Source organism: Pseudomonas sp. RIT-PI-o, assembly GCF_001297215.1.
Taxonomy (GTDB): Bacteria; Pseudomonadota; Gammaproteobacteria; order Pseudomonadales; family Pseudomonadaceae; genus Aquipseudomonas; species Aquipseudomonas moraviensis_A.
On the sequence record NZ_LHPA01000032.1, the window covers coordinates 1 to 24,856 of the forward strand.

Annotated in this window: 13 protein-coding genes, 2 rRNA genes and 2 pseudogenes; 6 read left to right on the forward strand and 11 right to left on the reverse strand. The window is 60.2% G+C overall.

Annotation, left to right across the window (positions count from 1 at the left end):
• Both rrf (AEQ63_RS29355) and rrf (AEQ63_RS20480) read left to right on the forward strand, forming a co-directional pair.
• A 5S ribosomal RNA gene (gene rrf / locus AEQ63_RS29355) occupies positions 1–81 on the forward strand; the annotation flags it as partial.
• A gap of 105 nt (positions 82–186) precedes the next feature.
• Positions 187–302: ribosomal RNA gene (gene rrf / locus AEQ63_RS20480) — 5S ribosomal RNA — on the forward strand.
• A gap of 65 nt (positions 303–367) precedes the next feature.
• Here rrf (AEQ63_RS20480) and AEQ63_RS20485 read toward each other — a convergent pair.
• The 4 genes from AEQ63_RS20485 to AEQ63_RS20500 form a co-directional block, all read right to left on the reverse strand.
• On the reverse strand, positions 368–1,546 hold the full coding sequence (locus AEQ63_RS20485) for a PepSY-associated TM helix domain-containing protein (RefSeq protein ID WP_064364550.1): 1,179 nt from the start codon (positions 1,544–1,546) through the stop codon (positions 368–370).
• Positions 1,547–1,621: 75 nt separating this feature from the next.
• On the reverse strand, positions 1,622–4,126 hold the full coding sequence (locus AEQ63_RS20490; protein WP_064364551.1) for a TonB-dependent siderophore receptor: 2,505 nt from the start codon (positions 4,124–4,126) through the stop codon (positions 1,622–1,624).
• Positions 4,127–4,213: 87 nt separating this feature from the next.
• Positions 4,214–5,215 carry a FecR domain-containing protein gene (locus tag AEQ63_RS20495; RefSeq protein WP_064364552.1) on the reverse strand — a complete coding sequence of 334 codons (1,002 nt, stop codon included), beginning with the start codon at positions 5,213–5,215 and terminating at the stop codon, positions 4,214–4,216.
• Entirely contained in the window at positions 5,215–5,715 is a 501-nt protein-coding gene (locus AEQ63_RS20500) for a sigma-70 family RNA polymerase sigma factor (protein WP_064364553.1), read from the reverse strand. The genes AEQ63_RS20495 and AEQ63_RS20500 overlap by 1 nt, the downstream gene beginning before the upstream one ends.
• Positions 5,716–6,026: 311 nt before the next feature.
• Between AEQ63_RS20500 and AEQ63_RS29360 the strand changes: the two are divergent.
• Positions 6,027–7,052 (forward strand): annotated as a pseudogene (locus tag AEQ63_RS29360) (HAMP domain-containing protein); the annotation flags it as partial.
• 69 nt (positions 7,053–7,121) lie between these two features.
• Positions 7,122–7,907 (forward strand): methyl-accepting chemotaxis protein, encoded by a 786-nt coding sequence (locus AEQ63_RS29365; RefSeq protein ID WP_371919881.1) that lies wholly within the window; start codon positions 7,122–7,124, stop codon positions 7,905–7,907.
• A gap of 131 nt (positions 7,908–8,038) precedes the next feature.
• Here the strand turns inward: AEQ63_RS29365 and AEQ63_RS20510 are convergent, their stop codons facing one another.
• The 5 genes from AEQ63_RS20510 to AEQ63_RS20530 form a co-directional block, all read right to left on the reverse strand.
• Positions 8,039–8,506 carry an SRPBCC family protein gene (locus AEQ63_RS20510; RefSeq protein ID WP_064364555.1) on the reverse strand — a complete coding sequence of 156 codons (468 nt, stop codon included), beginning with the start codon at positions 8,504–8,506 and terminating at the stop codon, positions 8,039–8,041.
• Positions 8,507–8,528: 22 nt separating this feature from the next.
• Positions 8,529–11,921 carry an amino acid adenylation domain-containing protein gene (locus tag AEQ63_RS20515; protein ID WP_064364556.1) on the reverse strand — a complete coding sequence of 1,131 codons (3,393 nt, stop codon included), beginning with the start codon at positions 11,919–11,921 and terminating at the stop codon, positions 8,529–8,531.
• Positions 11,922–11,931: 10 nt separating this feature from the next.
• The gene (locus AEQ63_RS20520) at positions 11,932–12,861 is read right to left on the reverse strand and encodes a diiron oxygenase (protein WP_042610137.1); all 930 of its coding nucleotides are present in this window, start codon (positions 12,859–12,861) and stop codon (positions 11,932–11,934) included.
• Positions 12,858–13,634, reverse strand: a complete 777-nt coding sequence (locus AEQ63_RS20525; RefSeq protein WP_064364557.1) for a DUF3050 domain-containing protein — start codon at positions 13,632–13,634, stop codon at positions 12,858–12,860. The genes AEQ63_RS20520 and AEQ63_RS20525 overlap by 4 nt, the downstream gene beginning before the upstream one ends.
• 697 nt (positions 13,635–14,331) lie before the next feature.
• A complete protein-coding gene (locus tag AEQ63_RS20530; RefSeq protein WP_064364558.1) occupies positions 14,332–15,042 on the reverse strand; it encodes a GntR family transcriptional regulator in 711 nt (236 codons plus the stop codon).
• A gap of 196 nt (positions 15,043–15,238) precedes the next feature.
• Between AEQ63_RS20530 and lapG the strand changes: the two genes are divergently transcribed.
• Together lapG and lapD are read left to right on the forward strand one after the other, a co-directional pair.
• Positions 15,239–15,931, forward strand: a complete 693-nt coding sequence (lapG, locus tag AEQ63_RS20535; protein ID WP_024011112.1) for a cysteine protease LapG — start codon at positions 15,239–15,241, stop codon at positions 15,929–15,931.
• Positions 15,932–15,945: 14 nt separating this feature from the next.
• Complete coding sequence (gene lapD, locus AEQ63_RS20540) at positions 15,946–17,892, forward strand: cyclic di-GMP receptor LapD (protein WP_064364559.1); 1,947 nt, start codon at positions 15,946–15,948, stop codon at positions 17,890–17,892.
• A 729-nt stretch (positions 17,893–18,621) separates the two neighbouring features.
• Here lapD and AEQ63_RS20545 read toward each other — a convergent pair.
• Positions 18,622–18,960 (reverse strand): hypothetical protein, encoded by a 339-nt coding sequence (locus AEQ63_RS20545; protein WP_042610141.1) that lies wholly within the window; start codon positions 18,958–18,960, stop codon positions 18,622–18,624.
• A 149-nt stretch (positions 18,961–19,109) separates the two neighbouring features.
• A pseudogene (locus AEQ63_RS20550) lies at positions 19,110–24,856 on the reverse strand (LapA family giant adhesin); the annotation flags it as partial.

The following is a 24,856-nucleotide window of genomic DNA, read 5'->3' on the forward strand; positions in this document are numbered from 1 at the left end:
CATCCCGAACTCAGCAGTGAAACGATGCATCGCCGATGGTAGTGTGGGGTTTCCCCATGTGAGAGTAGGTCATCGTCAAGATTAAATTCCGAAACCCCAATTGCGAAAGCAGTTGGGGTTTTGTTTTAGTAGAAGTTCCTGTTTTTGCTGGCTTGTTACCGTGTTGACGGGCCAGATAAAGAATTTCTTGACGACCATAGAACATTGGAACCACCTGATCCCATCCCGAACTCAGCAGTGAAACGATGTATCGCCGATGGTAGTGTGGGGTTTCCCCATGTGAGAGTAGGTCATCGTCAAGATTGAATTCCGAAACCCCTGTCTGCTAACGCAGACAGGGGTTTTGTCATTTAAGCGTGTACAAAGATCAGGCTGTTTTACGGGCCTTGCTGCTGCGTCTTGCCTGCCACTTGCGCCACCAGATATAAACCCCCGTCCCTGACAACCCCGCAATCAACACACCCAATACTGCGATCATTATCTGCCCTGTCACCCCGATGATCCGTCCCCCATGTATCGGCAACTGGAGTCGGAAGAACTGCTCCCCAAGCGTGCCCTGTCCTGCTATTTCCTGTCCTAATAATCGGCCATCGGTACCGTGAAAGAACAACCAGGATTTACCGTGTGCGTCCGTATCGTGCTGCCCAAATCCGGCGCCGTAGAAGTTGTACTCAAAGCTGTAATACAACTCGCCGATTGCCGCCGTCAGTCCTAATCGCTTCCCCTCCTGCAATGCCCTTTCGTACACCTGTTGATAGCTCAACTGTGTCGTCCCCAGTTCATCGACTGGCATTTGCCCTCTGGCTTCATAAACGCTCGGCTCTATCGGCGAAAATAGCGAAACAGCAGGCTTGAACACCTGACTAGGCAAGTTCATCGCGACGCTGCTGACGGCGATCGGCAACAGCAGCAGCCACAGCCATAATCCTCCGGCGCGGTGCAGGTCGAAGTTCAAGCGGTAGGCATGCCCGCCTTTCACCTTCCACGCAGTAGCCCATTTCTTCCAGAATGGCTTGCCACGCGGGAAGGTCAGCCACAATGCGACAAAACAGTCGATCACCCACGCGATGGCTACCAGGCCCATCAACAGCAATCCCCAGTTACCCGGCAATGTCAGGTTGTAGTGAAACTCCAGAATGAACGGGATCAGGTTCTCGCGCTGAAAACACCATTCACCCCAGTAGCGCGCGCCTTTTTGCTCCGCACTGACCGGGTCCAGATAGAACACTTGATTGCGTTCATCGAACGGCTGGCCCGTCGCAGGATCGTTGCGTGGAACTGCCGCCAGCAGCGCCGTATGCCCCGCCTCATGGGGATACTCCATGTACCAGACCTGCAGTTTCGGATGTGCAGTCTGCACCGCATCCACCAACGCGCCCGGCGACAAGCGCTCACCGACTGACGTCGCCTCAAAGAACTGCGGATTCAGCCATTCATCCAGTTCGTGATTGAACGCCAGCACACTGCCGGTCAGCCCGGCCAACAATAGAAACACCGCAATGGCCAAGCCAATGTAACGATGCAACAAAACCAGAAACGCACGCATGCAAGACACCCCGAAGAAACGACAAAGCCAGCCCCTGAAATCAGGGGCTGGCTTTTTTATACGCAGGACAATGCTTTAGAACTGATAGCTGACGGTCGCCGCTACGTTGCGTTCTTCGCCCATGTAACAGAAATTCAGACTGGCGCAGGACGCGACATAGGATTCGTTGGTCAGGTTGTTCGCATTGAGCCGAACATCAACACCCTTCAAACCAATCTTGCCCAGGTCATAACCAATCGACGCGTCGAACAACGTATAGGAGGGCACCTTCATGGTGTTCTCGGCATCGGCCCAGCTGTAGCCGACGTAGCGCACACCACCACCCAGGCGCAGACCATCAAGTGCGGCACTGTCGAATCTGTAGTCAGCCCACAGCGAGGCCATGTGTCGCGGCGCTTGAGTGGGTGAGTTGCCCTTGTTCTCGATTACGTCGGTCGGTGTACTCAATGTGCTGATCATCGATTTGGAATACTCGATGTCAGTGAAGGTGTAACTGCCGAGCACCTTGAAGTTGTCGGTCAGTTGCATGTGCGCCTCGAGCTCCAGACCTTGCGAGCGCACAGCGCCGACCGCGCGATAGAAGTTCTCCTGGGGCAGTTTGGTCGCGAGGTTTTCCTGATCGATGCGGAACAGCGAGGCGGTGAACAAGTTGTCGGTGCCCGGTGGCTGATACTTCAATCCGACTTCCCACTGCGTGCCATCGGTGGGGGCCAGTGGGTTGCCGGCGCTGTCGGCATAGGAGTTCGGATTGAACGACTCGGAGTAGCTGATGTAGGGCGCCAGACCGTTATCGAACAGGTATAACGCGCCGGCGCGGCCAGTGAGTTTCGTGCGTCGATCATTGATCTCTGTACCAACAGGACGTCCCGCTTCAGCAATGCGGTTTTCATCGGAGGTCTCCACCCAGTCCTGACGCAGACCCAGCGAGAAGCGCCATTTGTCCATCTCGATCAGGTCTTGCAGATACACACCGGTCTGTTCGAGGCGACGCAGATAGCTGGTCTCGCCGTACATCTCGATCGCCGAGTTGCCGTACACCGGATTGAACGCATTGATCGGTGCCAGTCCACCGCTGGTCCAGTCGACCACGGTTTTACGCCGCTGATAATCCGCGCCCATCAGCACCGTATGCTTGGTCGCGCCGGTAAAGAATTCCGCCTGCAGCATGTTGTCGACGATGAACGCATGCAGGCGCTCATCACCGCCGGTGTAATAGCGGTTCAGTTCGTTGCTGGTCGGGGTGGTCCAGCCATAGGCGTAGACCTGATCCATATTCACTTTGGAGTCGAGATAGCGGAAGTTCTGCCGGGCGGTGAAGACGTCGTTGAATCGGTGTTCGAACTGGTAGCCGAACGACTGCTGGTCACGGGAATAACCATCGATCCCCGGCTCGCCCTCGAAGAAGCGCGGCGAGATACGGCCGCCATTTCGCTGATGGATCGTGCCGTCCGCCGGAACACCGCCGTGGTAGCCGCCGTCCGGATCATGCTGTAGATAGGCCTGCAGGGTCAGCGAGGTATCTTCAGTGAAATCGATGCTCAACGTCGGGGCGAGAGCGAAGCGTTTTTCCTTGTTGTGGTCGAATTGCGTGTCGGACTGATCGCTCAATCCGGTCAGACGATAAGCAATGCGCTTGTCGTCATCGACCGGGCCACTGAAGTCAAAACCAACCCCACGCTGGCCTTGTGTCCCAACGGTGGCCTGCACCTGGTGGTACGCCTCGTACAACGGTTTTTTGCTGGTGAGTGCGACCAGACCGCCGGGTGAGCTGCGGCCGTACAGCACGGACGACGGGCCTTTGAGAATATCCACGCGTTCGAGGAAATACGGATCGACCTGCATGGTGCTGTAGGTGCCGCTGTCGCCCATCGACTTGAGGCCGTCGAGGTAGATGTTGTCCACCGAGCCGTCGTTGAAACCGCGCATCGCCACGTAGTCATACCGATGCGTGGCGCCGTACGGGTTGGTCAGCACGCCCGGGGTGTAGCGCATCGCTTGCGAGACGGTTTGCGAGCCCTGGTCATCCATTTGCTCGCGCGTGACCACGGATACGCTTTGCGAGGTTTCCAGCAATGCGGTACTGGTCTTGGTGGCGATCTGGCTGTGCGTGGCGTTGTAGCCGGCCATGCTGCCCAGTGCGTTGCCGAGGGCAAAACCTTTGATGTCGGTAGTCGGCAAGGCCAGTGCTTCGCTTTCGGCGAGCGGGCGCAGGATGTAGCTGCTGCCGTCCTGACTGACGGCTTCCAGTCCCGAGCCGCCGAGCAAATGGCTCAAGGCCTGATCGGTCGAATATTCACCCTGCACGCCCGGGGATTGCTGACCTTGGGTCTGTTGTGGCGTCATCGACAAGGTGATGCCGGCCTGCCGGGCAAACTGATTCAACGCCTCGCCCAGTGGCCCGGCAGCAATGTTGTAGCGGTGGCTGACCTCGGTGCCGGCAGGGTTGGCGGCCAGACTCAGGCTTGGTAATACGCTGATGCCCAGCGCGGTGGACAGCAGGGCTGCCCGCACCGCATGGCGCAGCAGTGTCGATTCTGCAGTGAAATTCAGAGGGTTCTTACAAGTAGCGCGGACAGTCATCATGGATTTCCGTAGGCAGTCGCGAGGGCTGAGTTGAAGTGCTTACTGACTAAGCCGGACTGCCTGGAAAAACCCGCCAAAAAAATTTCACACCGCGCGCTCGAGGGTCACCCACCAACGGGTGCGGTAGCGCAGTTGCACCGGCAGCGTCTGCGGCAGGACCGCCAGCAGCCTGTCGGTGTCCTCCAGACGGAACACACCGGACAAGCGCAGCTCAGCAATATCCGCCGCGCAACTCAGAAACCCCGGGCGGTAACGGGCGACTTCAGCAATAAAGTCGCCCAGCCGCATATTGCGCGTGACAATCAAGCCATCGAGCCAGGCGCCCGCATCCATATCCAGCGTCGGTGCCGCGTGCAAACCGCCTTGATCGACCAGAAAGCTCTGCCCGGCGAGGGCTTCGAGCGAATGACCGCCAGCGCGAACCACCACTCGGCCACGGGTAACGCTGAGCCGCGTGCACTGATCTTCCTGACGCAAAATGAAACGCGCAGCGAACGGCTCATAACTCCCGTGGCGATTCTGTACGCGCAGCGGTCGGTCCGTCGCCGCGCCTTCGTCAGAGCCGCCGCAGGTAACAATGATTTCGCCGCGGGTCAGTTTGATCAGGCGCTGCCGGGCGGTGTAATCCAGATCCACGGCGCTGGCGGTGTTGAGCTCGATCCGCGTGCCGTCGGGCAACTGGAAGCCGCGCCGTTCGCCGGTCGCCGTCGCGTAGTCGGCGCTCCATTGCTGCCAGGCGGCGCTGTCCTTGGCCAGCCACGCGGCAGATCCCATCAACAGCGCACCGGACAGCAACTTCAAAGCCTGGCGTCGGCCCAGCTCCTGCGCACTGTTTTCCAGGGTGTTGAACGCGACCTGCGCGCCGGGCACGGCACGCAGGCTGGAACTCAATTCGGCGTGCAGTGACTGCACCCGTTGCCAGGCGATTTCGTGCTCGTGGTGCTCGGCGCGCCACTGCTCGCATTGGCGAGTCAGGCGGGAATTGCCGTGGTTGTCGCGCAGCCGCAGCAGCCAGTGAATCGCTTGTTTAACCACCTGTTGTCGAGGTTCAACGCGGCGACCGAGCGAGAGGTTATCCACAGGCATCAGCGTTCGTACCGCAACACATAGCAGTGAAACAACGCATCGGCGACGTAGCGTTCCACCGAGCGAACCGACACGCCCAGCTGCTCGGCGATCTGTTTGTGGGTTAGACCTTCACACTGCGCCAGCAGAAACGCCTGACGCACTTTCGGCTTCAGTCCCTCAAGCATGCGCGCAATGCTTTCCAGCAATTCCAGCACCAACGCTCGGGATTCCGCGTCGGGTGCTTCGCATGCAGGCAGATGAGCGATGGTTTCCAGATAGGCGCGCTCGATTTCCTCGCGGCGCCAATGGTCGATCACCAGACCGCGGGCAATGGTCCGCAAAAAGGCTCGGGGCGCTTTCAATTCGAGGCGCTCGGTGCGCTGGAGCAGACGCAGGAAAGTGTCCTGAGCCAGATCCGCGGCATCCGCCGCATTGCCCAGACGCGCGCGCAGCCAAGCGTTCAGCCAGCCGTGATGACTACCGTAAAGCGCCTGTACGACCAACTCAGGTGAAGACATGACCACGCCAGCCCGAACGTCACAAATGATAATTAGTCGCATTGTCATCAAGGGTTACCGATTTTGCAACTGTCGTCCTGAGGACAGTGAGAAAAATTTCATCTCAGCCGCTCTGGCACGCCGTTCGGCGGGAATCAGTCACGAATCTCATCCATTTCCTACTCGACCCTAAGATTTATCGCCGACTGGCCGACAGACTGGTGAGAAATGCGTGCACCAAAGTAGAGCGGCCAGAAGAATGCTGCCTGCGCTGTACATGGAATGTTGCATCCGGAACGCATACCCACTTTTGGCATAAGAAGTCCTCTGAAATGAATCTCAAGTTCAGCCATAAAATCCTCCTAGCCGCGTCGGGCGTCGTCGTCCTGGCGTTCGCCTTGTTCACGCTCTACAACGATTACTTGCAGCGAAACACCATTCGCCAGAATCTGCAGTCCTCCGTGCAGCAGGCCGGTGACCTGACCGCCAGCAGCGTGCAGAACTGGATGAGCGGGCGCATTCTGGTGCTGGAAAACCTCGCGCAGAACGTGGCTCATCAAGGCAAGAATGCCGACTTCCCCGGACTGGTCGATCAACCAGCCTTCACGTCGAACTTCCAGTTCACCTATGTCGGGCAGGCCAACGGTGTCTTCACCCAACGTCCCGATGCGAAGATGCCGGACGGTTACGATCCGCGTCAGCGCCCCTGGTACAAGCAGGCAGTGGTCGCTGACAAAACCATGCTGACGCCGCCCTACATGGCGGCAGTCGGTGGCCTGGTGGTGACCATCGCCATGCCGGTGAAGAAGGACGGCGAACTGCTCGGTGTGGTCGGCGGTGACCTGAGTCTGGAAACGCTGGTGAAGATCATCAATTCGGTGGATTTCGGTGGCCTCGGCCATGCGTTTCTGGTCAGCGGTGACGGCCAGGTGATCGTCAGCCCGGACAAAGATCAGGTGATGAAAAACCTCAAGGACATCTACCCGAACACCAACGTGCGCATCGAGAAGGGCAACCAGAACGTGGTGCTCAACGGCCAGGAACGCATTCTGTCGTTCACCCCGGTCAGCGATCTGCCGAATGCGCAGTGGTACATCGGTCTGTCGATCGATCGCGACAAAGCCTACGCCGCACTCAGCCAATTCCGCACCTCGGCGCTGATCGCCATGTTTGTCGCGGTCGCGGCGATTGCGTTGCTGCTGAGCCTGTTGATCAACGTGTTGATGCGTCCGCTGATCACCATGGGCCGTGCGATGAAAGATATCGCTCAAGGCGAGGGCGATCTGACCCGGCGTCTGGTGGTTGAAAGCAAAGACGAATTCGGTGAGTTGGGCAGCGCTTTCAACCAGTTCGTTGAACGGATTCACGCGTCGATTTCCGAAGTATCTTCCGCCACCCGCCATGTGCATGATCTGTCGCAACGGGTGATGGCGTCGTCCAACGCGTCGATCATCGGTTCCGACGAGCAAAGTGCACGCACCAACAGCGTCGCTGCCGCGATCAACGAATTGGGCGCGGCCACTCAGGAAATCGCCCGCAACGCGGCGGATGCGTCGCAGCACGCCAGCGGTGCTTCCGAGCAAGCCGATGACGGGCGTCAGGTGGTTGAGCAGACCATTCAGGCGATGACCGAGTTGTCGCAGAAGATCAGCCTGTCGTGCACGCAGATCGAGACCTTGAACGCCAGCACCGACAACATCGGCCACATTCTCGATGTGATCAAAGGCATCTCGCAGCAGACCAACCTGCTGGCGCTCAACGCGGCCATCGAAGCCGCGCGAGCCGGTGAAGCCGGACGCGGTTTTGCCGTAGTCGCTGATGAGGTGCGCAACCTTGCGCATCGCACCCAGGAGTCGGCAGAAGAGATCCACAAGATGATCACCTCGCTGCAGGTGGGGTCGCGTGAAGCGGTGAGCACGATGAACGCCAGTCAGGCGTCCAGCGAGCAGAGCGTGGAAGTGGCGAATCAGGCCGGTTTGCGCCTGGTCAGCGTGACCCAGCGCATCGGCGAAATCGACGGCATGAACCAGTCGGTGGCAGCTGCGACCGAAGAGCAGACTGCGGTGGTGGAAACCCTCAACGTCGACGTCAACCAGATCAACCTGTTGAATCAGCAGAGCGTGGCCAACCTCAACGAAACGTTGAAGGATTGTGATGCGTTGTCGCAACAGGCGAACCGGTTGAAGCAGTTGGTTGACAGCTTCAAGATCTGACCGCGTTATCGTTCTTCGCGAGCAGGCTCGCTCCCACAGGGTGACCGCATTCCTATAGAAGGAATGCAATCGAAATGTGAGAGCGAGCCTGCTCGCGAAAGCGGTGTGACATCCACCGCAAATCCGAAGCCTCAAACAAACAGCTTCAGCACATTCCCCATCGCATCATCGGCAAATCCCTGCACAAAATCCTTGAATCCCGGCAACGCTTCATCCCCACCCGCAGCCGGCTCGGCGATGATCGTCCAGGTCGCTCGCGACTTCCCTTCGCTCAGCGATTCCACCTGCATCGCCGCCCACAGATTCGCCACCCCCAGAGTGTTGTAAATCGTCGTCCAGGTCATGCGCCGTGCCTGTTCATCGCGGGCGTTGAGTTGTTCGACCACGATGTTGCCGTCCTTGAAGATTTTCTTGCGCAGCGAAGACACGCCTTCGCCGGTCATTTCGGTGTGCGACAGCGCCGGAATGAATCGATCGAAGCCGGCGAAATCGCCCACTACGGCCCAGACTTCTGCCGCGTCCGCCGGCACTTCCACCGACGACACAACATGGCAGCCTTGCGGATTTTTGATCAGGGTGTCGGGTTGCAGATTGCTCATGGTGTTGCTCCTTGTTGATGAGTCAGAGAAAGTTGATTTCTTTCAGGTAGTCGCAGCCGCGACGCAACAGCGCCGGGGATTTCTGCGGGTAGTGCGCGCCCATCTGCTGCACGCCGGCCTCGGCGTTGGCGTGGCCGATCAGCGAGATATCGCCGATGTCTTCTTCGAAACCGTTGAGGTAGAAACCGAGCACGCCGTACAGCGCGTTGTCGGCGTCGACCCGGTTCAGTTGCTGCTGCCAATCGGCAACGCTGACCAGCGAGAACTCGCTGCCGGTTTCGCGGAACGAAGCGACGTAGGTATCCCAGCTCAGCGGCTCGGGGTTGTGCAGATTGAACACTGCGCGCTCCGCTGAATAACGGCTGGCATGGAAGGCGATGAAGCGGGCGAGAAAGTCCACCGGCATCAGGTCGAAATTCAGCGCAAAGGCCGGCACCTGACCGAGCTGGATCGAGCCTTTGAGCATCAGCATCAAGCGGTTTTTGTGCGGCTGACAAACGCCGCTCAGGCTGTTGAAACTGATATTGCCGGGGCGATACAGATTGACCCGCACACCGCGCTCGCGCGCTCGTTCAAGGATGCGTTCGCCGACCCACTTCGACAGGTTGTAGCCGTTGCGAATGTAGATCGGTGGCGTCGCGGCGGCGGGCAACTCGAGCACTCGACCGGCGTCATCCACGGTGCTGGAGGCCGACAGGGTCGAGACGAAATTGAAGACCTTTTTGCTCCGCCCTTCGCACAGCTTCAGCAAGGCAAAGATCGGCTCGACGTTGTCCGCTGCCAGCGACTCGTAATCGAGTACGTGGTTGACGTTGGCGGCGTTGTGCACCAGCGCGCCGAACTCGCGGTCCAGGCGCTGATAATCGTCATCGCCCAGGCCCAGCTGCGGGCGACTCATATCCGCTGCATAAACCCGCACACGGCTCAGATCGAGATGCTCCAGACGGTTTTCGCGCAGGGCCTGAGCGAAGCGTTGTGTTGCCGTTTGCCCGGCGCCGTCGCGCACCAGACAGGCGACCTCGCTGGCGCCCCAACCGAGCAGCGCTTCGACGATGTGCACACCGACAAAACTGTTGGCGCCGGTGACGATGACCTTGTGCACATCGCCCATGCGGCTGATCGGCAGCGGTTCGATATCCAGCGTGCGCTCGGCGTCGGCCATGGCCTGAGCGCTGAGTGCCGCGCTGTCGTCGGTGCCGCGCACCAGCGTCGCCAGTTTGCTGATCGTCGGCAGTTCGATGAAGCGATTGATCGAAATGCTTCGGCCGAATTCCTCGCGCAAGCGCAGCAACATCCGCGACAGCAGAATCGAATGGCCGCCGAGATTGAAGAAGCTTTCGTCGGTGGAAATGTCGCTGGTCGGCAGTTCCAGCAACTCGGCCCAGATCTCCAGCAACAGCGCTTCGTCGGCGTTCGCCGGCAGGCATTTCGCAGCGCTGTCCTGAACGCTCACCGGCAATCCCAACAGCGCCCTGCGATCGACCTTACCGTTGCTGGCGAACGGCATCTGCGGCAGTTCGGTCCATGCCACGGGTTGCATGTAGTCCGGCAGAAACTGCCGGGCATGGGCTTTCAGTTCGTCCCGGGCAGCCTCGGTCTGAGGCTGGGCGAGGAACGCCAGAATGCGCCGTTGACTGTCGATGACCACGGCAATCTGCCGGTACAAGCGACTCTCGCGCAGGCAGCGTTCGATCTCTTCCGGCTCGACGCGGAAGCCACGGATTTTCACCTGATTGTCGCGCCGCCCGCACAGCTCGATACCGTGCTCGCCCCACTTGGCCATGTCGCCGCTGCGGTAGGCGCGCAAGGTCTCGCCGCCGGGCAGTGACAGGGTCAGATAGCGCTCGGCGGTCTGCTGCGTGTTGTTCAGGTAACCGAGGCAGACACCCGGGCCGACAATGAACAGTTCACCGACGGTTTGATTGGGCACCGGTTGCAGATCGTCGTCGAGAATCAGCACCTGACTGTTGGCGATCGGCGCTCCCAGCGTGCGGTTGCTGTCGCCCGGTTTCAGCTGGCGCGCGGTGATCAGCACGGTGGCTTCGGTCGGGCCGTACAGGTTGTGCAGGGTACCTTGCCGGGTCAGTTGTTCAATGACGAACGGCTCGCAGACATCGCCGCCGGTCATCACCTGCAGGCCTTCGAGTGGTTGCAGCGGCAGGATGCTCAACAGCGCCGGCGGCAGGAAGGCGTGGGTCAGTTGCCGACGGCGAATCAGCGCAACCAGTTGCAAAGGATCGCGACGCTGGGTGTCGTCCGGCACCACCAGCTCCGCGCCGACGAGCAGGCTCGGAAAGATGTCGATCAGCGACGAATCAAAGCTCAGCGACGAGAACTGCAATACCCGACTCTCGGCGCGCAATCGCACATGGTCGGCGTACCACGCAGTGAAGTGAGCGAGATTGGCCTGGCTGAGCAGCACGCCTTTCGGATGCCCGGTGGTGCCCGAGGTGTAGAGCGCCATGCACGGCGCATCGAGCTCGGGCGGGTGCAGCATCAGCGGCCGATCGAGATCGGCGTCGGTCGCCTCGATGCCACTGACATCCAGCCCCGTTATCGATTCGCTGAGCGCCTGCCGCCCATCGTGGAGCAACAACACAGCGCCGGCGTTTTCCAGGATGTATTGCTGGCGCTGCAGCGGATGACTCGGCTCCAGCGGCAAGTACACCGCGCCGCTGCCGAGAATCGCCAGGATCGAAGCGAACAACGCCGGGTTCTTGCCTTGGCAGACTCCGACCACCCACGGCTGCGGATGTTGCTCGAGCAGGGGCAGCAGTCGCTGTTGAATCGCGCGGCTGTGGGCGTGCAACTGACGATAGCTGATGGTCTGTCCGCCGAGGTACAGCGCCGGCCGTTCGGCATGCTCGATCAGGCTCTGTTGCAGACGCTCGATCAGCGGGGTCTGCGCTTGCTGCAGCAGTGCAGGGTTCGCCGTATTGTTGAGGCGGTGGACGTACGCCAGTTTGTCGAGAAACAGCAGATCTTCCAGCCGTTCGAAATCCGGCGCGCTCAGCGCAGGGGCATGGCGAAAATAATCGGCATCGCGGGAAAAACGGCTGACCAGCAACGCCACTTCGTCGACCACATGGACGAGCGCTCGCTGGCGTAAGGACTGACCATTGCCGGACGGCTCATCGCCGATCGGCACACGGCTGATCAGCGACGAGCCGAGGAAGCACAGCAAGTCGAGGGTCGGCAGGCCGCCGTCAACTTGTGCAGCGACACCCAGGCGCAGGTGCAGATGCGGGATCGCGCAGAAGTCGCCGGCGCCGATAAAGCCATCGTCGATGATCAGATCCACCGCCGCGGGTGTCGCGCCGCTGCGCGTCACTGCATGGCCATGCTGTTCGAGTTCCCGGGCCAGATCGGTCATGGCCTGGCTGGCGCCGGTGAGCAAAATGTCGAGACGTTTCATGTCGGCCTCCTCAAACCAGATAGTCGCGCAGGGCGTGCTGCACACATGGTGTGTCGAGCAGCGAGCTGTTGTGGAAAAACTTGACGATGTTGCCCACCAACGGGTGGTGGCGGTTGATCGGGAAGGCCAATCCAGCGATTTCCTCGCGCAGTGAACGCCGGGTGATTTCGCTGACCGGCAGTGCATCGATCAGGCGCAGGTCGAAGGACTTCTGGATGTCATTGGTCAGGTAATGGCCGATGAATACCGGCAGAATCTGCGCGATGGTTTCGCGGTCCGCGTCGCTGGCGGTGTGCCAATAGATGCGCACCATCCGCGCCCAGAAACTGGAATGGCGACCCTCGTCGAGCAAATGGTCGGCCATCAGGCCCTTGATCGACGGCTTGACCGAATCGTCGCGGGCGAACGCGGCGACGTCGCCGGTCACGGTGTTTTCGGCAATCGCCACGCAAATCAATTCCACCGCGCTGCGCAGGTGCTCCGGCGCCAGTGCCACGGCGGCGGGAATCGCCCGGCTCAGTTCGATTTCATCGGGCAACTGAATCGGTTCGATACCGGTCAGCGCCACCGTTTGCTGCATGAAATCCATGGCTACCAGCGCGTGGTAATCCTCATCGACCACCACGGTCATCGCGTCGTAGCGACAGGCGAACGGAAACGCCACGGCGAAGCGATTCTTGGCAATGCTGCGGGCGGTCTTGTCGACGATTTCGGTCTCGAAAATCACTACGTCATTGATGAATTTGTACAACGTCTGCACCAGCGCGAAATCACGCTGTTGCGGGCATTCACGCAGGAAGGTTTCGCTGAGCACCAGCGGCTGGCGGCTAAGCGGGTAGATGAGGCGCTGATCGTCTTCGAGCACCCGTCGCGGACGGGTACGAATAGTCGCGCGGGTTTCCCAGGCCTCGGCGAAGGATTGATAGTCGGCGGCGTTCATTGGGCCACCTCGACAACTTCTGCGCCCATGCTCAGGCGCAGCCCGTCCCACAGGGCGATGCGGCTTTCCACGGCGGCGATGGCGCTGGCATAGACTTCAGCTGCGCGCTGCGGATCGCCATCGACCAGACGTTCCAGCAACTGCTCGGCGGCGGGGCCGTGGTCTTCGGAATCGACTTCGATGTGCCGTTGCAGGTAATACCGGAAAGTCGGCGCCTGTTCGATGCCGATGCCCCAGTCATCGAGGATGCGCTGGAACATGGTCGGGATAACGCTCTCGCGACCATGCAGGAATGCGGCGGCGACACTGTGTCCCGGCGCTTGCAGGGCAATCTGCAAGGTATCGCGGACAAACTGCGCCGCCGCCGGCTCGACATCGACGCTTTGCAACGCAACGTCATAACTCACGCCTTCCTGCTGCAACGCGACGAAGCGCTCCACTGCTGTGGTGCTCGCGCCGATTTCGCGCATCGCATCCAGGTACAACTCGAAGTGGCTGTAATGGCCGGCATCGAGGCGATCGTCCGATTCCTCCCCCAGCACAATCTCGTTGATCAACCGCGCCGCGTGAGGATCGCGCGGCGGCAGCCAGGGCAAGCGTGTGCAAGTCAGTTCCTGTTGCAGGCGCTTGGTCAGCGACATGAAGTCCCATACGGCAAATACATGGGTTTCCATGAAACGGCGTAGTACCGATAACGAAGTAATCTCGGAGAAGATCGGGTGAATACTCAGTTCGGCTTTCTTCAGGGCGAGTTGCTGCTTAGTGGGCATCATGATGTCCTTTATCAGTGATATGAGGTGCACAGTTCTTTTCAGTTGCTGTAAGCGATGGAGAAAGTTGGATGGAAGTTATCCAGATACTTTCAAGATCGCGCTCTGACGCCGTTGCGGGGCCACGGTTGCTGCGTTTGGTACGTGAGGTATGCCGCGGTGAACGACAAAGTTCAAACCTGGCGAGAGAAAGCTAATACAGGGCAAAAGCAATTAACAAGTTTATTTTCAATTATTTTAAGTTGGTTGTTTTTCAAGTATGAAAGTTGCCGATAAAACTTTCAGAGCAAGTTTTATTTGGGCGAAGTTGCTCCTTTCGGCTAATTGGGGCCGAAATTGATAAAAAGAGTGAATGCCTCACTCGAAGCAACTTTTAACTAAGGAGATTGATTGAATTGATGGGGGCGAAAGTTGGCCGGGACCGGCGCCATGACTTCCTGTTTCCCGTGACAAGGCTCCTTCCGTAGGTTCCTGTTGCGGAGACTGTGCCGTCAGGGCGGCGTGTCCCCGTTCTATAGGGTTGGCGCTGGAAGAGTGCGGGTAAATTGCCGTCACGGCTATTACCGATTGGTCATTGGCATAGAGCGACAAAGCGCTGGTCCGGGCGCGGCGGGCAGCCGCGCACGCGCCGATCCGCTGCCAGAGCTGGCAGCAGAGCGGTCGCGAAGATTTGTAAGGGGATTATTCGGCGGGCGAGATGTCAGCGTGCGGTATGGCGCTTCTGCGCGGCGGGGGTCGCCAGGTAGCGGGTGATGACCTCAACGCCACGGTTGAGGTGCTGCTCCAGCAGTTCGAGTGAACGCGGGATGTCTCGCTCGATCACGGCGTGAAGCATGGCGCGGTGGTCGTCCTGAGACAGCTTGCCCAGGCCCATGGCTTCCAGGTTGAAACGCAGGAAACGTTCTTCCTCGTTGAGGCCGTCCTCCACCAGGCGCAGCAGGCGCTGATTGGGCGCCTTGCTGTACAGGGCCATGTGGAACAGACGGTTGAGGCGGCCGATTTCGTTGTAGTCGTGCTGGGCTTCCAGTTCGTCGATATAGCCGGCGGCGAGTTGATGCTCGGCGTCAGTCAGCAACGGAATCGACTGCCGTAATGCCTCGGATTCGAGCAGAATGCGCAACTCGTAGGTTTCGGTGGCATCGCCCTGAATCAGCGGCGCAACCACGGCGCCTTTGTGCGTGGTGACGCTGAGCAGCTCTTGCGCTTCCAGTTGGCGCAAGGCCTCGCGCACCGGCATACGGCTGACCCCGAACAGGTCGGCCAGATCCTGTTGGCGCAACGCTGTGCCACAGGGTAGACGGCCATCTAGAATGGCCGAGCGCAGGGTTTCTTCAATTACCGACCGGGCCAGATGCGCAGGAATCGGTCCTTCGACTTTGATGCTGTGCAGCGGTTTGGGCTTCTGAGTCACGACAACACACCCTGTAGGTCGTAATATTTGGATCCAAATGACACTAGTGATTGCTCTACAGGTTGTCAAACCTTGTAAAACATAACGCTGCCATCTCAAGTCTAGCGCGTCTTTCGATGATCTCACGGTGCCATTGTTTTTTGCCGGGCTAAGCTTCACCATCAAACGCTTCCTTTCTGTCCTCTGGAAACCTGCTGTGGCGGTACGTTTCGCGATCCCTCGGACCTTGCGCTGGCTTGGCTGCGCATTGCTGCTGGCCGGCGTCATGCTGGGCGGTCTGCACGCCGATTGGGATTTTTCCGCGATCAGCCGCAAGGCCACTGCTCTTTATGGGCCACTGGGTGCCGGGCAGCAGCGCATCGACGCCTGGCAGAATCTGCTGGCGACGCAGAAGCAGGTCAGTGAGATGGACAAGCTCAAGGTGGTGAACCTGTTCTTCAACAAGCAGGTGCGCTACGTCGAGGACATCGATCTCTGGCGCGAGGTGGATTATTGGGAAACCCCGATCGAAGCGCTGTGGAAGGGCGCTGGCGACTGCGAAGACTACGCGATCGCCAAGTATTTCAGCCTGCGCCATCTCGGGGTTTCCAGTGACAAGCTGCGCATCACCTACGTCAAGGCGCTGCGGCAGAACCGCGCGCACATGGTGTTGACGTACTATGCGACCCCCGATGCCATGCCGCTGGTGCTCGACAGCCTGATCGATCCGATCCAGCCGGCGTCGCAGCGGACCGATTTGCTGCCGGTCTACTCTTTCAATGCCGAAGGTCTGTATCTGCCGGGCGCCAAGGGCAATAAAAAGGTCGGCGACACCAAACGCCTGTCGCGCTGGCAGGATGTGCTGAAAAAAATGCAGGCCGAAGGTTTTCCGGTCGAGACGACTAACTAGGAGCACGCGCTCAGATGTCTTTGTTCAAACAGCTGTTGATCGCTATCTGTCTGTTCCTGGTCGTGGCCTTCACCGGCAGCTTCATGGTCAGCCTGGAGAGCTCGCGCACCCAGTACGTCAACCAGTTGCGCTCCCATGCGCAGGACGCCGCGACGGCGCTGGCGTTGTCGCTGACGCCGAATATCGACGACCCGGCGATGGTCGAGCTGCTGGTCAGTTCGATTTTCGACAGCGGCTATTACGCGAGCATTCGCGTGGTCGACGTGAAGACCGAGCAGACCATTGTCGAGCGCAGCGGCACTCCGGCGGTGAGCAACGTGCCGGACTGGTTCGTCAGACTGATCGGTCTGGAACCGGCCGGTGGCGATGCGCTGGTCAGCCGCGGCTGGGAGCAGGCGGCGCGGGTCGAGGTGGTCAGCCATCCGATGTTCGCCGTGGCCAAGCTGTGGCAGAGCGCACTGGGCAGCCTCGGCTGGTTGTTGATCTGCGGTGCGCTGAGCGCGGTGCTCGGCGCGCTGCTGCTGCGTCGGCAGTTGAAGCCGCTTGATTACATGGTCCAGCAGTCCCATGCCATCGCCCGCCGCGAGTTTCTCAGCCTGCCGGATCTGCCGCGCACGCCTGAATTGCGCAGGGTGGTGCAGGCGATGAATCAGATGGTCGAGAAGCTCAAGACGCTGTTTCAGGAGCAGGCCGAGCGCAGCGAAAAACTGCGCACAGAGTCCTATCAGGACAACCTCACAGGCCTGGCCAACCGCCGCTATTTCGAGATGCAACTGAACAACCGGGTTAGCAACCCGGAGCAGGCCAGTTCCGGTTATCTGCTGCTGTTGCGGGTCAAGGATCTGGCCGGGCTCAACCAGCGTCTCGGCGGCCAGCGCACGGACCAGTTGCTCAAAGCCGTCGGTGAGCAACTGACCCGCGAGTGCGCAAGATATCCACAGACTCAAGACTTGGTAACGCGAATTCGCGGCGGTGAGTTCGCCGTGCTGGCGCCGGGGCTGGTGCGCGAGGAGGCGTTGCAGCTGGCGCAGAATCTCGACAATGCACTGAGCAGCCTGCATGCCACCGGCGCGACCGATGTGCCGGCGGTGGCTTCGATCGGGCTGGCGCCGTTCGCCCATGGTGATTCGCCGCAAGCAGTGCTGACCCTGGGCGATCAGGCATTGGCGCAGGCCGAAGGCCAGGGCGAGCAGAATTGGGCGTGCATCGATCAGAGTCTGGTAGCGGAGGTCGGCGACGATCACCACGCCTGGCATCGACTGCTGGATCAGGCCCTGAGTCAGCAGCGTTTCGAGTTGTACTTCCAGCCGGTGGTCGCCGCGCAGGACACGCAACTGGTGCTGCATTACAAAGTGCTGTCGCGCTTGCTCGACGAGCAGGGCCAGACCATTCCCGCCGGGCGCTTCCTGCCGTGGCTGGAGCGTTTCGGCTGGACCGCACGGCTCGATCGGCTGATGCTCGAACGCGTGCTCGAGCAGATGAAGGCGCACGAAGATTCGCTGGCGCTGAACCTGTCCTCGGCGACGCTGGCCGATCCGCAGGCGTTGAACAAAGTGTTCGAGATTCTGCGCGCACACTCCAACCTCGGCGCGCGTCTGACTCTGGAAATCGGTGAGGAGCAGTTGCCTGAACAGGCAGTGCTGGAACAGTTGACCCGACGCCTGCGCGAGCTGGGTTTCTCGCTGAGCCTGCAACGTTTCGGCGGACGCTTCAGCATGATCGGCAACCTGGCGCGGTTAGGTCTGGCGTATCTGAAGATCGATGGCAGCTACATTCGGGCGATCGATCAGGAAAGCGACAAGCGTCTGTTCATCGAAGCGATCCAGCGCGCGGCGCACAGCATCGATCTGCCGTTGATTGCCGAACGGGTCGAGACCGAAGGGGAGTTGTCGGTGATTCGCGAGATGGGCCTTTATGGCGTGCAGGGGCAGTTGCTCGGCGAGCCGAAGCCATGGCGGTGAGCCAGGAAGCGCCCTCACCCTAACCCTCTCCCAGAGGGAGAGGGGACTGACCGTGGGATATTTACGAGATACGCCGACGTGCAAGAACTCCACTGAATCCAAGATCGACTCGATCTCTCAGGTCGATGGATAGCGCCAGACACCTCGATCGGCTCCCTCTCCAGAGGGAGAGGGGACTGACCGTGGGATATTTACGAGAAAGGCCGACGTGCAAGAGCTCCACTAAATCCAAAGTCGACTCGATCTCTCAGGTCGATGGATAGCGCCAGACACCTCGATCGGCTCCCTCTCCAGAGGGAGAGGGGACTGACCGTGGGATATTTACGAGAAACGCCGACGTGCAAGAGCTCCACTGAATCCAAGATCGACTCGATCTCTCAGGTCGATGGATAGCGCCAGACACCTCGATCGGCTCCCTCCTCAGAGGGAGAGGGGACTGACCGTGGGATATTCACGAGATACGCCGACGTGCAAGAGCTCCACTGAATCCAAGATCGACTCGATCTCTCAGGTCGATGGATAGCGCCAGACACCTCGATCGGCTCCCTCTCCAGAGGGAGAGGGGACTGACCGTGGGATATTTACGAGATACGCCGACGTGCAAGAGCTCCACTGAATCCAAAATCGACGCGATCTCTCAGGTCGATGGATAGCGCCAGACACCTCGATCGGCTCCCTCTCCCTCAGGGAGAGGGCTGGGGTGAGGGTAAGCTGTTGATCTGGGCTGGATCAGATCAACCCGCCCTCATCCTCATCGATCAACTGGCTCAACCCGCCCAGCGCTTCACGCGCCTGGGTGCGGTCCATCAGTTTGGCCTGGGCCGCCGCCGGCAGGTCGGTGACGCGGATCACGCCTTTCTGGGTCAGCACCTGAATCAGGTCGTCGAGTACCCGAATCATTTCAAAGTCGCTCTGCTTGAGCTGTCTGAGGCTGTTTTCCACGGCTTCGTTGGCGTACCACGCCTGAATCTCATGGTTGTCGGCGGGCAGCGTTTCCGTGGCCTCGGCGTACGCCGCAGCTTCCACGCGAATCAACTGGCCTTGCGCATCGCGTTGCACGTAAAACATTGAGCATCCCTCACAAATGAACAGCGTCATGCTGTCAGCAGCATAGCCAACTGCGCGCCAGTATGCGGGGCGACGATGCAATCGTCACCGCTGCATTGCCTGAAAACGCGACGGCCGCCTCAGCGGAGGCGGCCGTTTTTGTTTCAGCCTCAGCTGTTGTTGTGATCGACCTTGATGGTCGGGTCGCTGCCGGCAATCAGGTTGTGCAGGTTGGCGCTCGCCCAATTGTTGCCTTCCAGTTTGATCGTCACGTCCGGCGTCGCCGCAGCGGCATCGCCCGAGTTGAATTTGCCCGCCGAGCTGACTTGCAGCGACGACGTGCCATCGACCGTGGTGATTTTCAGGAAGTTGTCGATCGTGCTGCCGGTCTCGCCCTGCAACAGGTCGCGCAGGTCGATGCGGTCGCCTTCGCTGGCTTTGAAATCCTTGATCACATCGTTACCGGTGTCGCCCGATTTCCAGACGAAGGTGTCACCACCGGAACCGCCGATGAGGATGTCGTTGCCCTGACCACCGATCAGCGTGTCTTTGCCGCTGCCACCGAGCAGGATGTCATTGCCTTTGCCGCCGTCGAGCAGGTCGTTGCCGCCCGAGCCGAACAGGATGTCATTGCCTGCGCCACCGAGCAGCGTGTCGTTGCCGTCATGTGCGCCGGACACATCGAATGCCTGGTAGTGTTCGGTGATGTACTGGTGCACGTTGCTGGTGCTGACTTTGCTGACCTCGACGCCGGTTTCCCTGGCGACGAACGCCTGCATCGCCTGGTAACCCTCGCCGGCAATGCCGTTGAAGCTGACCAGATCGCCGAACAGGATGTCATTGCCTTCGCCGCCGTTGACGGTGTCGTTACCCGGCATCGTGGCTTCGGTATGACCGATGATCGAGTTGGCCAGGTCTTTCGGATCAATGTTGGTCTGCGGCGTTTTATCCGAATCGTACGGTTTCAGGTCATCCAGGGTGACGCCGCTGTTCAGACCGATCGCTTCGACGTTCGACAGCCCGCTGAGCAAGGCGAAGCCGCTGGCCGAGTTGCTGGTCGTCGACGAGTTGGTGCTGTTGCCGGTACCGGCCAGGTTCGACAGCTCGTAAGTGCCGTCGCCCTGAGCGTGGATGGTGCCTAGGTTGCTGCTGCTCCAGCCCCACCATGAGCTGTAGGTTTGCAGAGTCACGGTGCCGGCACTGTTGATCGTCAACGCATGGGTGTTGTCGATGTAGGTGCTGAAGGTGTCGCCCGGCTTGTAGTTGCTGGTTTTCACCACGTCATCGAGCTTCACATTGCCGTACAGCGTCGGATTGGCTTGCTCGCCGGTCTGGTAATAGGTCGGTTGGCCGTCGGTAATGAAGTATGTGAGGTTCTTCGCCCCGGTGTTGGCTACGGCATCGGCACTCTGGAACCAGTTGGCCGTGGTCTTGAACACGTCCTCGTAGTTGGTGCCGCCGCCGGAGCCCATCGAGTCCAGCACGGCTTTGAGTTGCGCCAGCGCATTCGGGTCGTTGAGGTTCACCGACACCGACTTGTTGACCTGGGTATCGAAGTCCACCAGGAAGATGTTCACCGTGCCGGAGTTGCTGCCGCCCAGGCTCTGCTTGAGGCTGTTGAACACCGAAGTCAGCGAGTCTTTCGCAGCGTTCAGCGACGACGTGCTCATGCTGCCCGAGCTGTCGACCATGAACGCGATGTTGTAATTGGTGCCCGGGACCACGGTCAGGCCGCCGATGTCAGCGACGATGATGTCGTTGGCGTCGGTGCCGGTTACGGTGTCGTCACCCGAGGTGGCGGTGACTGCGTTGTACACCGCAGGCACTACGGTGACCGGAATGGTCGCGGTGCTGCTCGCCGAGCCGCCGACCTGTTCGGTCGACGTCGAAGTCACGGTCAGGTTGAATTGACCGTTGTAGTAGGTCGGCGGAGTCACGGTCAGAGAGCCGAGGTTCCAGCCAGTGACATTGGCTTCGCCATTGCTCGCGGTAACGGTGAAGGTATGCCCCGCGCCATCGCTGAGCACCGAACCGACCGGTGCACCGCTGATCTTCACGCTCAGGGTTTCCGAGCCGTCGGTGTCGGTCAGCGCGGTGCTGATCGCCGACAGCTTCACCGTGGTGCCCTCGGCGCCGGTGTTGAGCTTGTAGCCGTCGTAGTAACCTTCGCCGTTGGTGCCGTGCAGATCGGACACCGTCACGCCCGAGTTGATCAGGTCCTGCACACCGGTGTAGATCGGCACGCCAGCGTTGCTCAGGTCGATCGGTGTGCTGCCGTTGACCGACAGGTTGACGTCGTAGCTGCCCGGGCCGCTCTGGTTGTGGTGGTAGATGTCGAGGGTGTAGTAGCCGCTGGTGGTCGGGGTGAACGAACCATTGATCGCACCGCCCGCGCCCCAGGTACCCGAAGCCACGTTCTTGCCGCCGATGGTGATCAGCAGGCTGTCATCGGCGACGCCGCTGAAGCTGTAGGTCTTGCCGGCTTCCAGGTAGATCAGGCCAGAGGTCTTCGACGCCGTACCGGCGGCGACGCTGCCGTCGGACTGCACGTTGGTGACGTTGCCGCTGGAGTTCGGTTTGCCGGCCGCGTCGATCACGCTTTTCAGGGTGGTCGAGTTCGCGCCGCTGCCGTCAGTGCCCAGACCCGAGAGGCCGGTCCAGATTTCTTTGATCAGGCCAGTGGATTTCACGCTGTTGTCGGCCACGGCCACGGTCGGCGCATCCGCCACCGGCGTGATGTCGATCTTCACCGTGCCGGTATTGCCCAGCGCCTGGCCATCGGTAGGCTGGAACTTGATCTGCGCGTAGTCCGCCTGATTGTTGCCCAGACCGGTGCCGCCGTAACCGTTGGTGCCCGACTCGTTGGCATCCGGGAGGAAGCGCAACTTGCCAGCGTCGATGTCGGCCTTGCTGAAGGTCTGATTGTTGGCAACGTCTTTCCAGGTCGAGCCGTCCAGATACTGCAGTTTGCCCTCGCCCGGCAGCTGAGTGATCTTGATCCCGAGGCTGGTTGCAGGGCTGTCGACATCGCTGACGCCAAAGGTCGACCAGCCGAGGACCAGCGGCGTGTCTTCGCTGCCGGTGACATTGCTCGGCGCAGCGACCGGTGCATCGTTGACCGCCACCACGTTGACCGTGGTGGTCGCGGTGTTCGAGTAGTTGCCGCCATCGGTCACCGTCACGGTGATGATCCGAGGCACGGTGCTCGGGTTTTCGCTGCTGTTGGTGAAGCTGATGTTCTTGATGACCTGCATGTAGTCGGCCAGCGTCGCGTTACCCGACAGCGTGAGGGTCACCGTGCCGTTGGTGCTGTTGGCATTGATGGTGATGCCGTTGACGCTGTTGCCCAGATTCAGTGCATCGCCGTCCTGACGGTTGGTCAGCACCACGGTGGCGCCGGTGAGCATCGTGCTGTCCGGGTCGGTGATGCTGATGTCGGTATCAGCGATCGACACGCCGGCGCCCGGGGTGTTCTCGGTGAACGTCACTTTGTAATCGGCACCGGTCGCGCCGCTGGAGTTGTTGGCGTCCAGATCGAGCACCGGTGGCGCATCGTTGTCGATGATCGAAGTACTGACGCTGCCATTGGTGCTGCTGACCGCGAGGTTCTCGAAGTTGCCGCCGGTAGCCGAATCGATCTTGACGACGAAGTTCTCGGTGCCTTCGGTGATCTTGTCATCGAGGGTGGCGACGTTGAACTGCGCGCTGCTGGCGCCCGCCGGGATCTTCACGGTGTACACACCGGTGAAGTCCGAACCGTCGGCAGCGGTGCCGCTGTAAACGATTTTCAGGGTCACTTCGGTCTGCGCCGGGTGATTGAGGCTGACGGTGTAGCTGGCGGTCTGGCCCTCGGTCACCGAGCTGCTGCCACTGATGCTGACGGTGGTGGTGTCGATCGTGTCAGTGACGCTGGTCACTGCTGGCGTGCTACTCGGTACCAGGTTTTCGAAGCTGCCACCGGTTGCGGTTTTGATCGTGGCCTGCACCGAGCCGGCGTCTTTGTAGACGTCGTCGGCGGGTGCTGGAACGTTCACGGTGCCAGTGGTTTCGCCTGCTTTGATGGTGATGACAGCGCCGTTGCTCAGGGTCACGGTGACCGGCGAGCCCGCCGGGTTGGTGAGCGTGGCGGTGTAAGTGATCTGGCCACCTTCTGCTACCGAGCCAGTCGCCGACAGCGACAGGTTGGTGGTGTCGACGGTGTCGGTCACGGTGGTGCTGACCGGAGTCTTGTCCGCGACCAGGTTTTCGAAGTTGCCGCCGGTCACGCCGGTAATCGAGTTGGTCAGCGGAGCTTGGCCGGTCAGCGCATCGTTCGAAGCCACAGCGGTTGCAGTGCCGGTGGTTTGACCGACGCCGATGGTGATGGTCTGACCATTGGCAAGGGTCACGACCACAGGCGAACCGGTTACTGGCGCACCGACTGTGGCGGTGTAAGTCACGGTGCCGCCTTCTGCTACCGAGGTATCGGCGGTCAATTTGACCGTCGAGGTGTCGATGGTGTCAGTGACCTGAGTCACTGCTGGCGTGCTACTCGGTACCAGGTTTTCGAAGCTGCCACCAGTTGCGGTTTTGATCGTCGCCTGGACCGAACCGGCGTCTTTGTTGACGTCGTCGGCGGGTGCAGGAACGTTCGCGGTGCCGGTGGTTTCGCCTGCCTTGATGGTAATCACGGCGCCGTTGCTCAGGGTCACGGTCACAGGCGAGCCTGCGGGGTTGGTGAGCGTCGCGGTGTAAGTGATCTGACCACCTTCTGCTACCGAGCCAGTCGCCGACAGCGACAGGTTGGTGGTGTCGACGGTGTCGGTCACGGTGGTGCTGACCGGAGTCTTGTCGGCCACCAGATTTTCGAAATTACCGCCGCTGACGTTGGTGATCGCATTAGTGATCGGCGCGTGGCCGGCCAGTGCATCGTTCGAAGCAACAGCGGTTGCAGTGCCGGTAGTTTGACCGACGCCGATGGTGATGGTCTGACCATTGGCAAGGGTCACGACCACAGGCGAACCGGTTACTGGCGCACCGACCGTGGCGGTGTAAGTCACGGTGCCGCCTTCAGCAACCGAGGTATCGGCGGTCAATTTGACCGTCGAAGTATCGATGGTGTCGGTGACTTGAGTGACGGCTGGCGTGGTGCTTGGAACCAGGTTCTCGAAGTTGCCACCGGTGGCGCTGGTGATCGTTGCCTGGACGGAGCCGGCGTCTTTGTAGACGTCATCGGACGGTGCCGGAACGGTCACATTGCCGCTGGTTTCACCAGCTTTGATGGTGATTACTGCGCCGTTCGACAAGGTCACGGTCACAGGCGAGCCTGCGGCGTTGGTCAGTGTCGCGGTGTAAGTGATCTGACCACCTTCTGCTACCGAGCCAGTCGCCGACAGCGACAGGTTGGTGGTGTCGACGGTGTCCGTCACGGTGGTGCTGACCGGAGTCTTGTCGGCCACCAGATTTTCGAAGTTGCCGCCGCTGACGTTGGTGATCGCATTAGTGATCGGCGCGTGGCCGGTCAGCGCATCGTTCGAAGCAACAGCGGTTGCAGTGCCAGTAGTCTGACCGACGCCGATGGTGATGGTCTGACCGTTGGCCAGAGTCACGACGACAGGCGCACCGGTAACTGGCGCACCGACTGTGGCGGTGTAAGTCACGGTGCCGCCTTCTGCTACAGAAGTGTCAGCGGTCAATTTGACCGTCGAAGTGTCGATGGTGTCGGTGACTTGAGTGACGGCTGGCGTGGTGCTTGGAACCAGGCTTTCGAAGTTGCCACCAGTGGCGCTGGTGATCGTTGCCTGCACAGAACCGGCGTCTTTGTAGACGTCATCGGACGGTGCCGGAACGGTCGCAGTGCCGGTGGTTTCGCCAGCCTTGATGGTGATCACGGCACCGTTCGACAGGGTCACGGTAACAGGCGAGCCTGCAGCGTTGG

Bases quoted from the DNA above. Each gene is read 5' to 3' on its own strand.
- AEQ63_RS20525 (WP_064364557.1), bottom strand. From the start codon at position 13,634: ATGATGCCCACTAAGCAGCAACTCGCCCTGAAGAAAGCCGAACTGAGT.
- AEQ63_RS20490 (WP_064364551.1), bottom strand. From the start codon at position 4,126: ATGACTGTCCGCGCTACTTGTAAGAACCCTCTGAATTTCACTGCAGAA.
- AEQ63_RS20485 (WP_064364550.1), bottom strand. From the start codon at position 1,546: ATGCGTGCGTTTCTGGTTTTGTTGCATCGTTACATTGGCTTGGCCATT.
- AEQ63_RS20515 (WP_064364556.1), bottom strand. From the start codon at position 11,921: ATGAAACGTCTCGACATTTTGCTCACCGGCGCCAGCCAGGCCATGACC.
- AEQ63_RS20495 (WP_064364552.1), bottom strand. From the start codon at position 5,215: ATGCCTGTGGATAACCTCTCGCTCGGTCGCCGCGTTGAACCTCGACAA.
- AEQ63_RS20500 (WP_064364553.1), bottom strand. From the start codon at position 5,715: ATGTCTTCACCTGAGTTGGTCGTACAGGCGCTTTACGGTAGTCATCAC.
- AEQ63_RS20520 (WP_042610137.1), bottom strand. From the start codon at position 12,861: ATGAACGCCGCCGACTATCAATCCTTCGCCGAGGCCTGGGAAACCCGC.
- AEQ63_RS29365 (WP_371919881.1), top strand. From the start codon at position 7,122: ATGGCGTCGTCCAACGCGTCGATCATCGGTTCCGACGAGCAAAGTGCA.
- lapD (WP_064364559.1), top strand. From the start codon at position 15,946: ATGTCTTTGTTCAAACAGCTGTTGATCGCTATCTGTCTGTTCCTGGTC.
- AEQ63_RS20510 (WP_064364555.1), bottom strand. From the start codon at position 8,506: ATGAGCAATCTGCAACCCGACACCCTGATCAAAAATCCGCAAGGCTGC.
- AEQ63_RS20545 (WP_042610141.1), bottom strand. From the start codon at position 18,960: ATGTTTTACGTGCAACGCGATGCGCAAGGCCAGTTGATTCGCGTGGAA.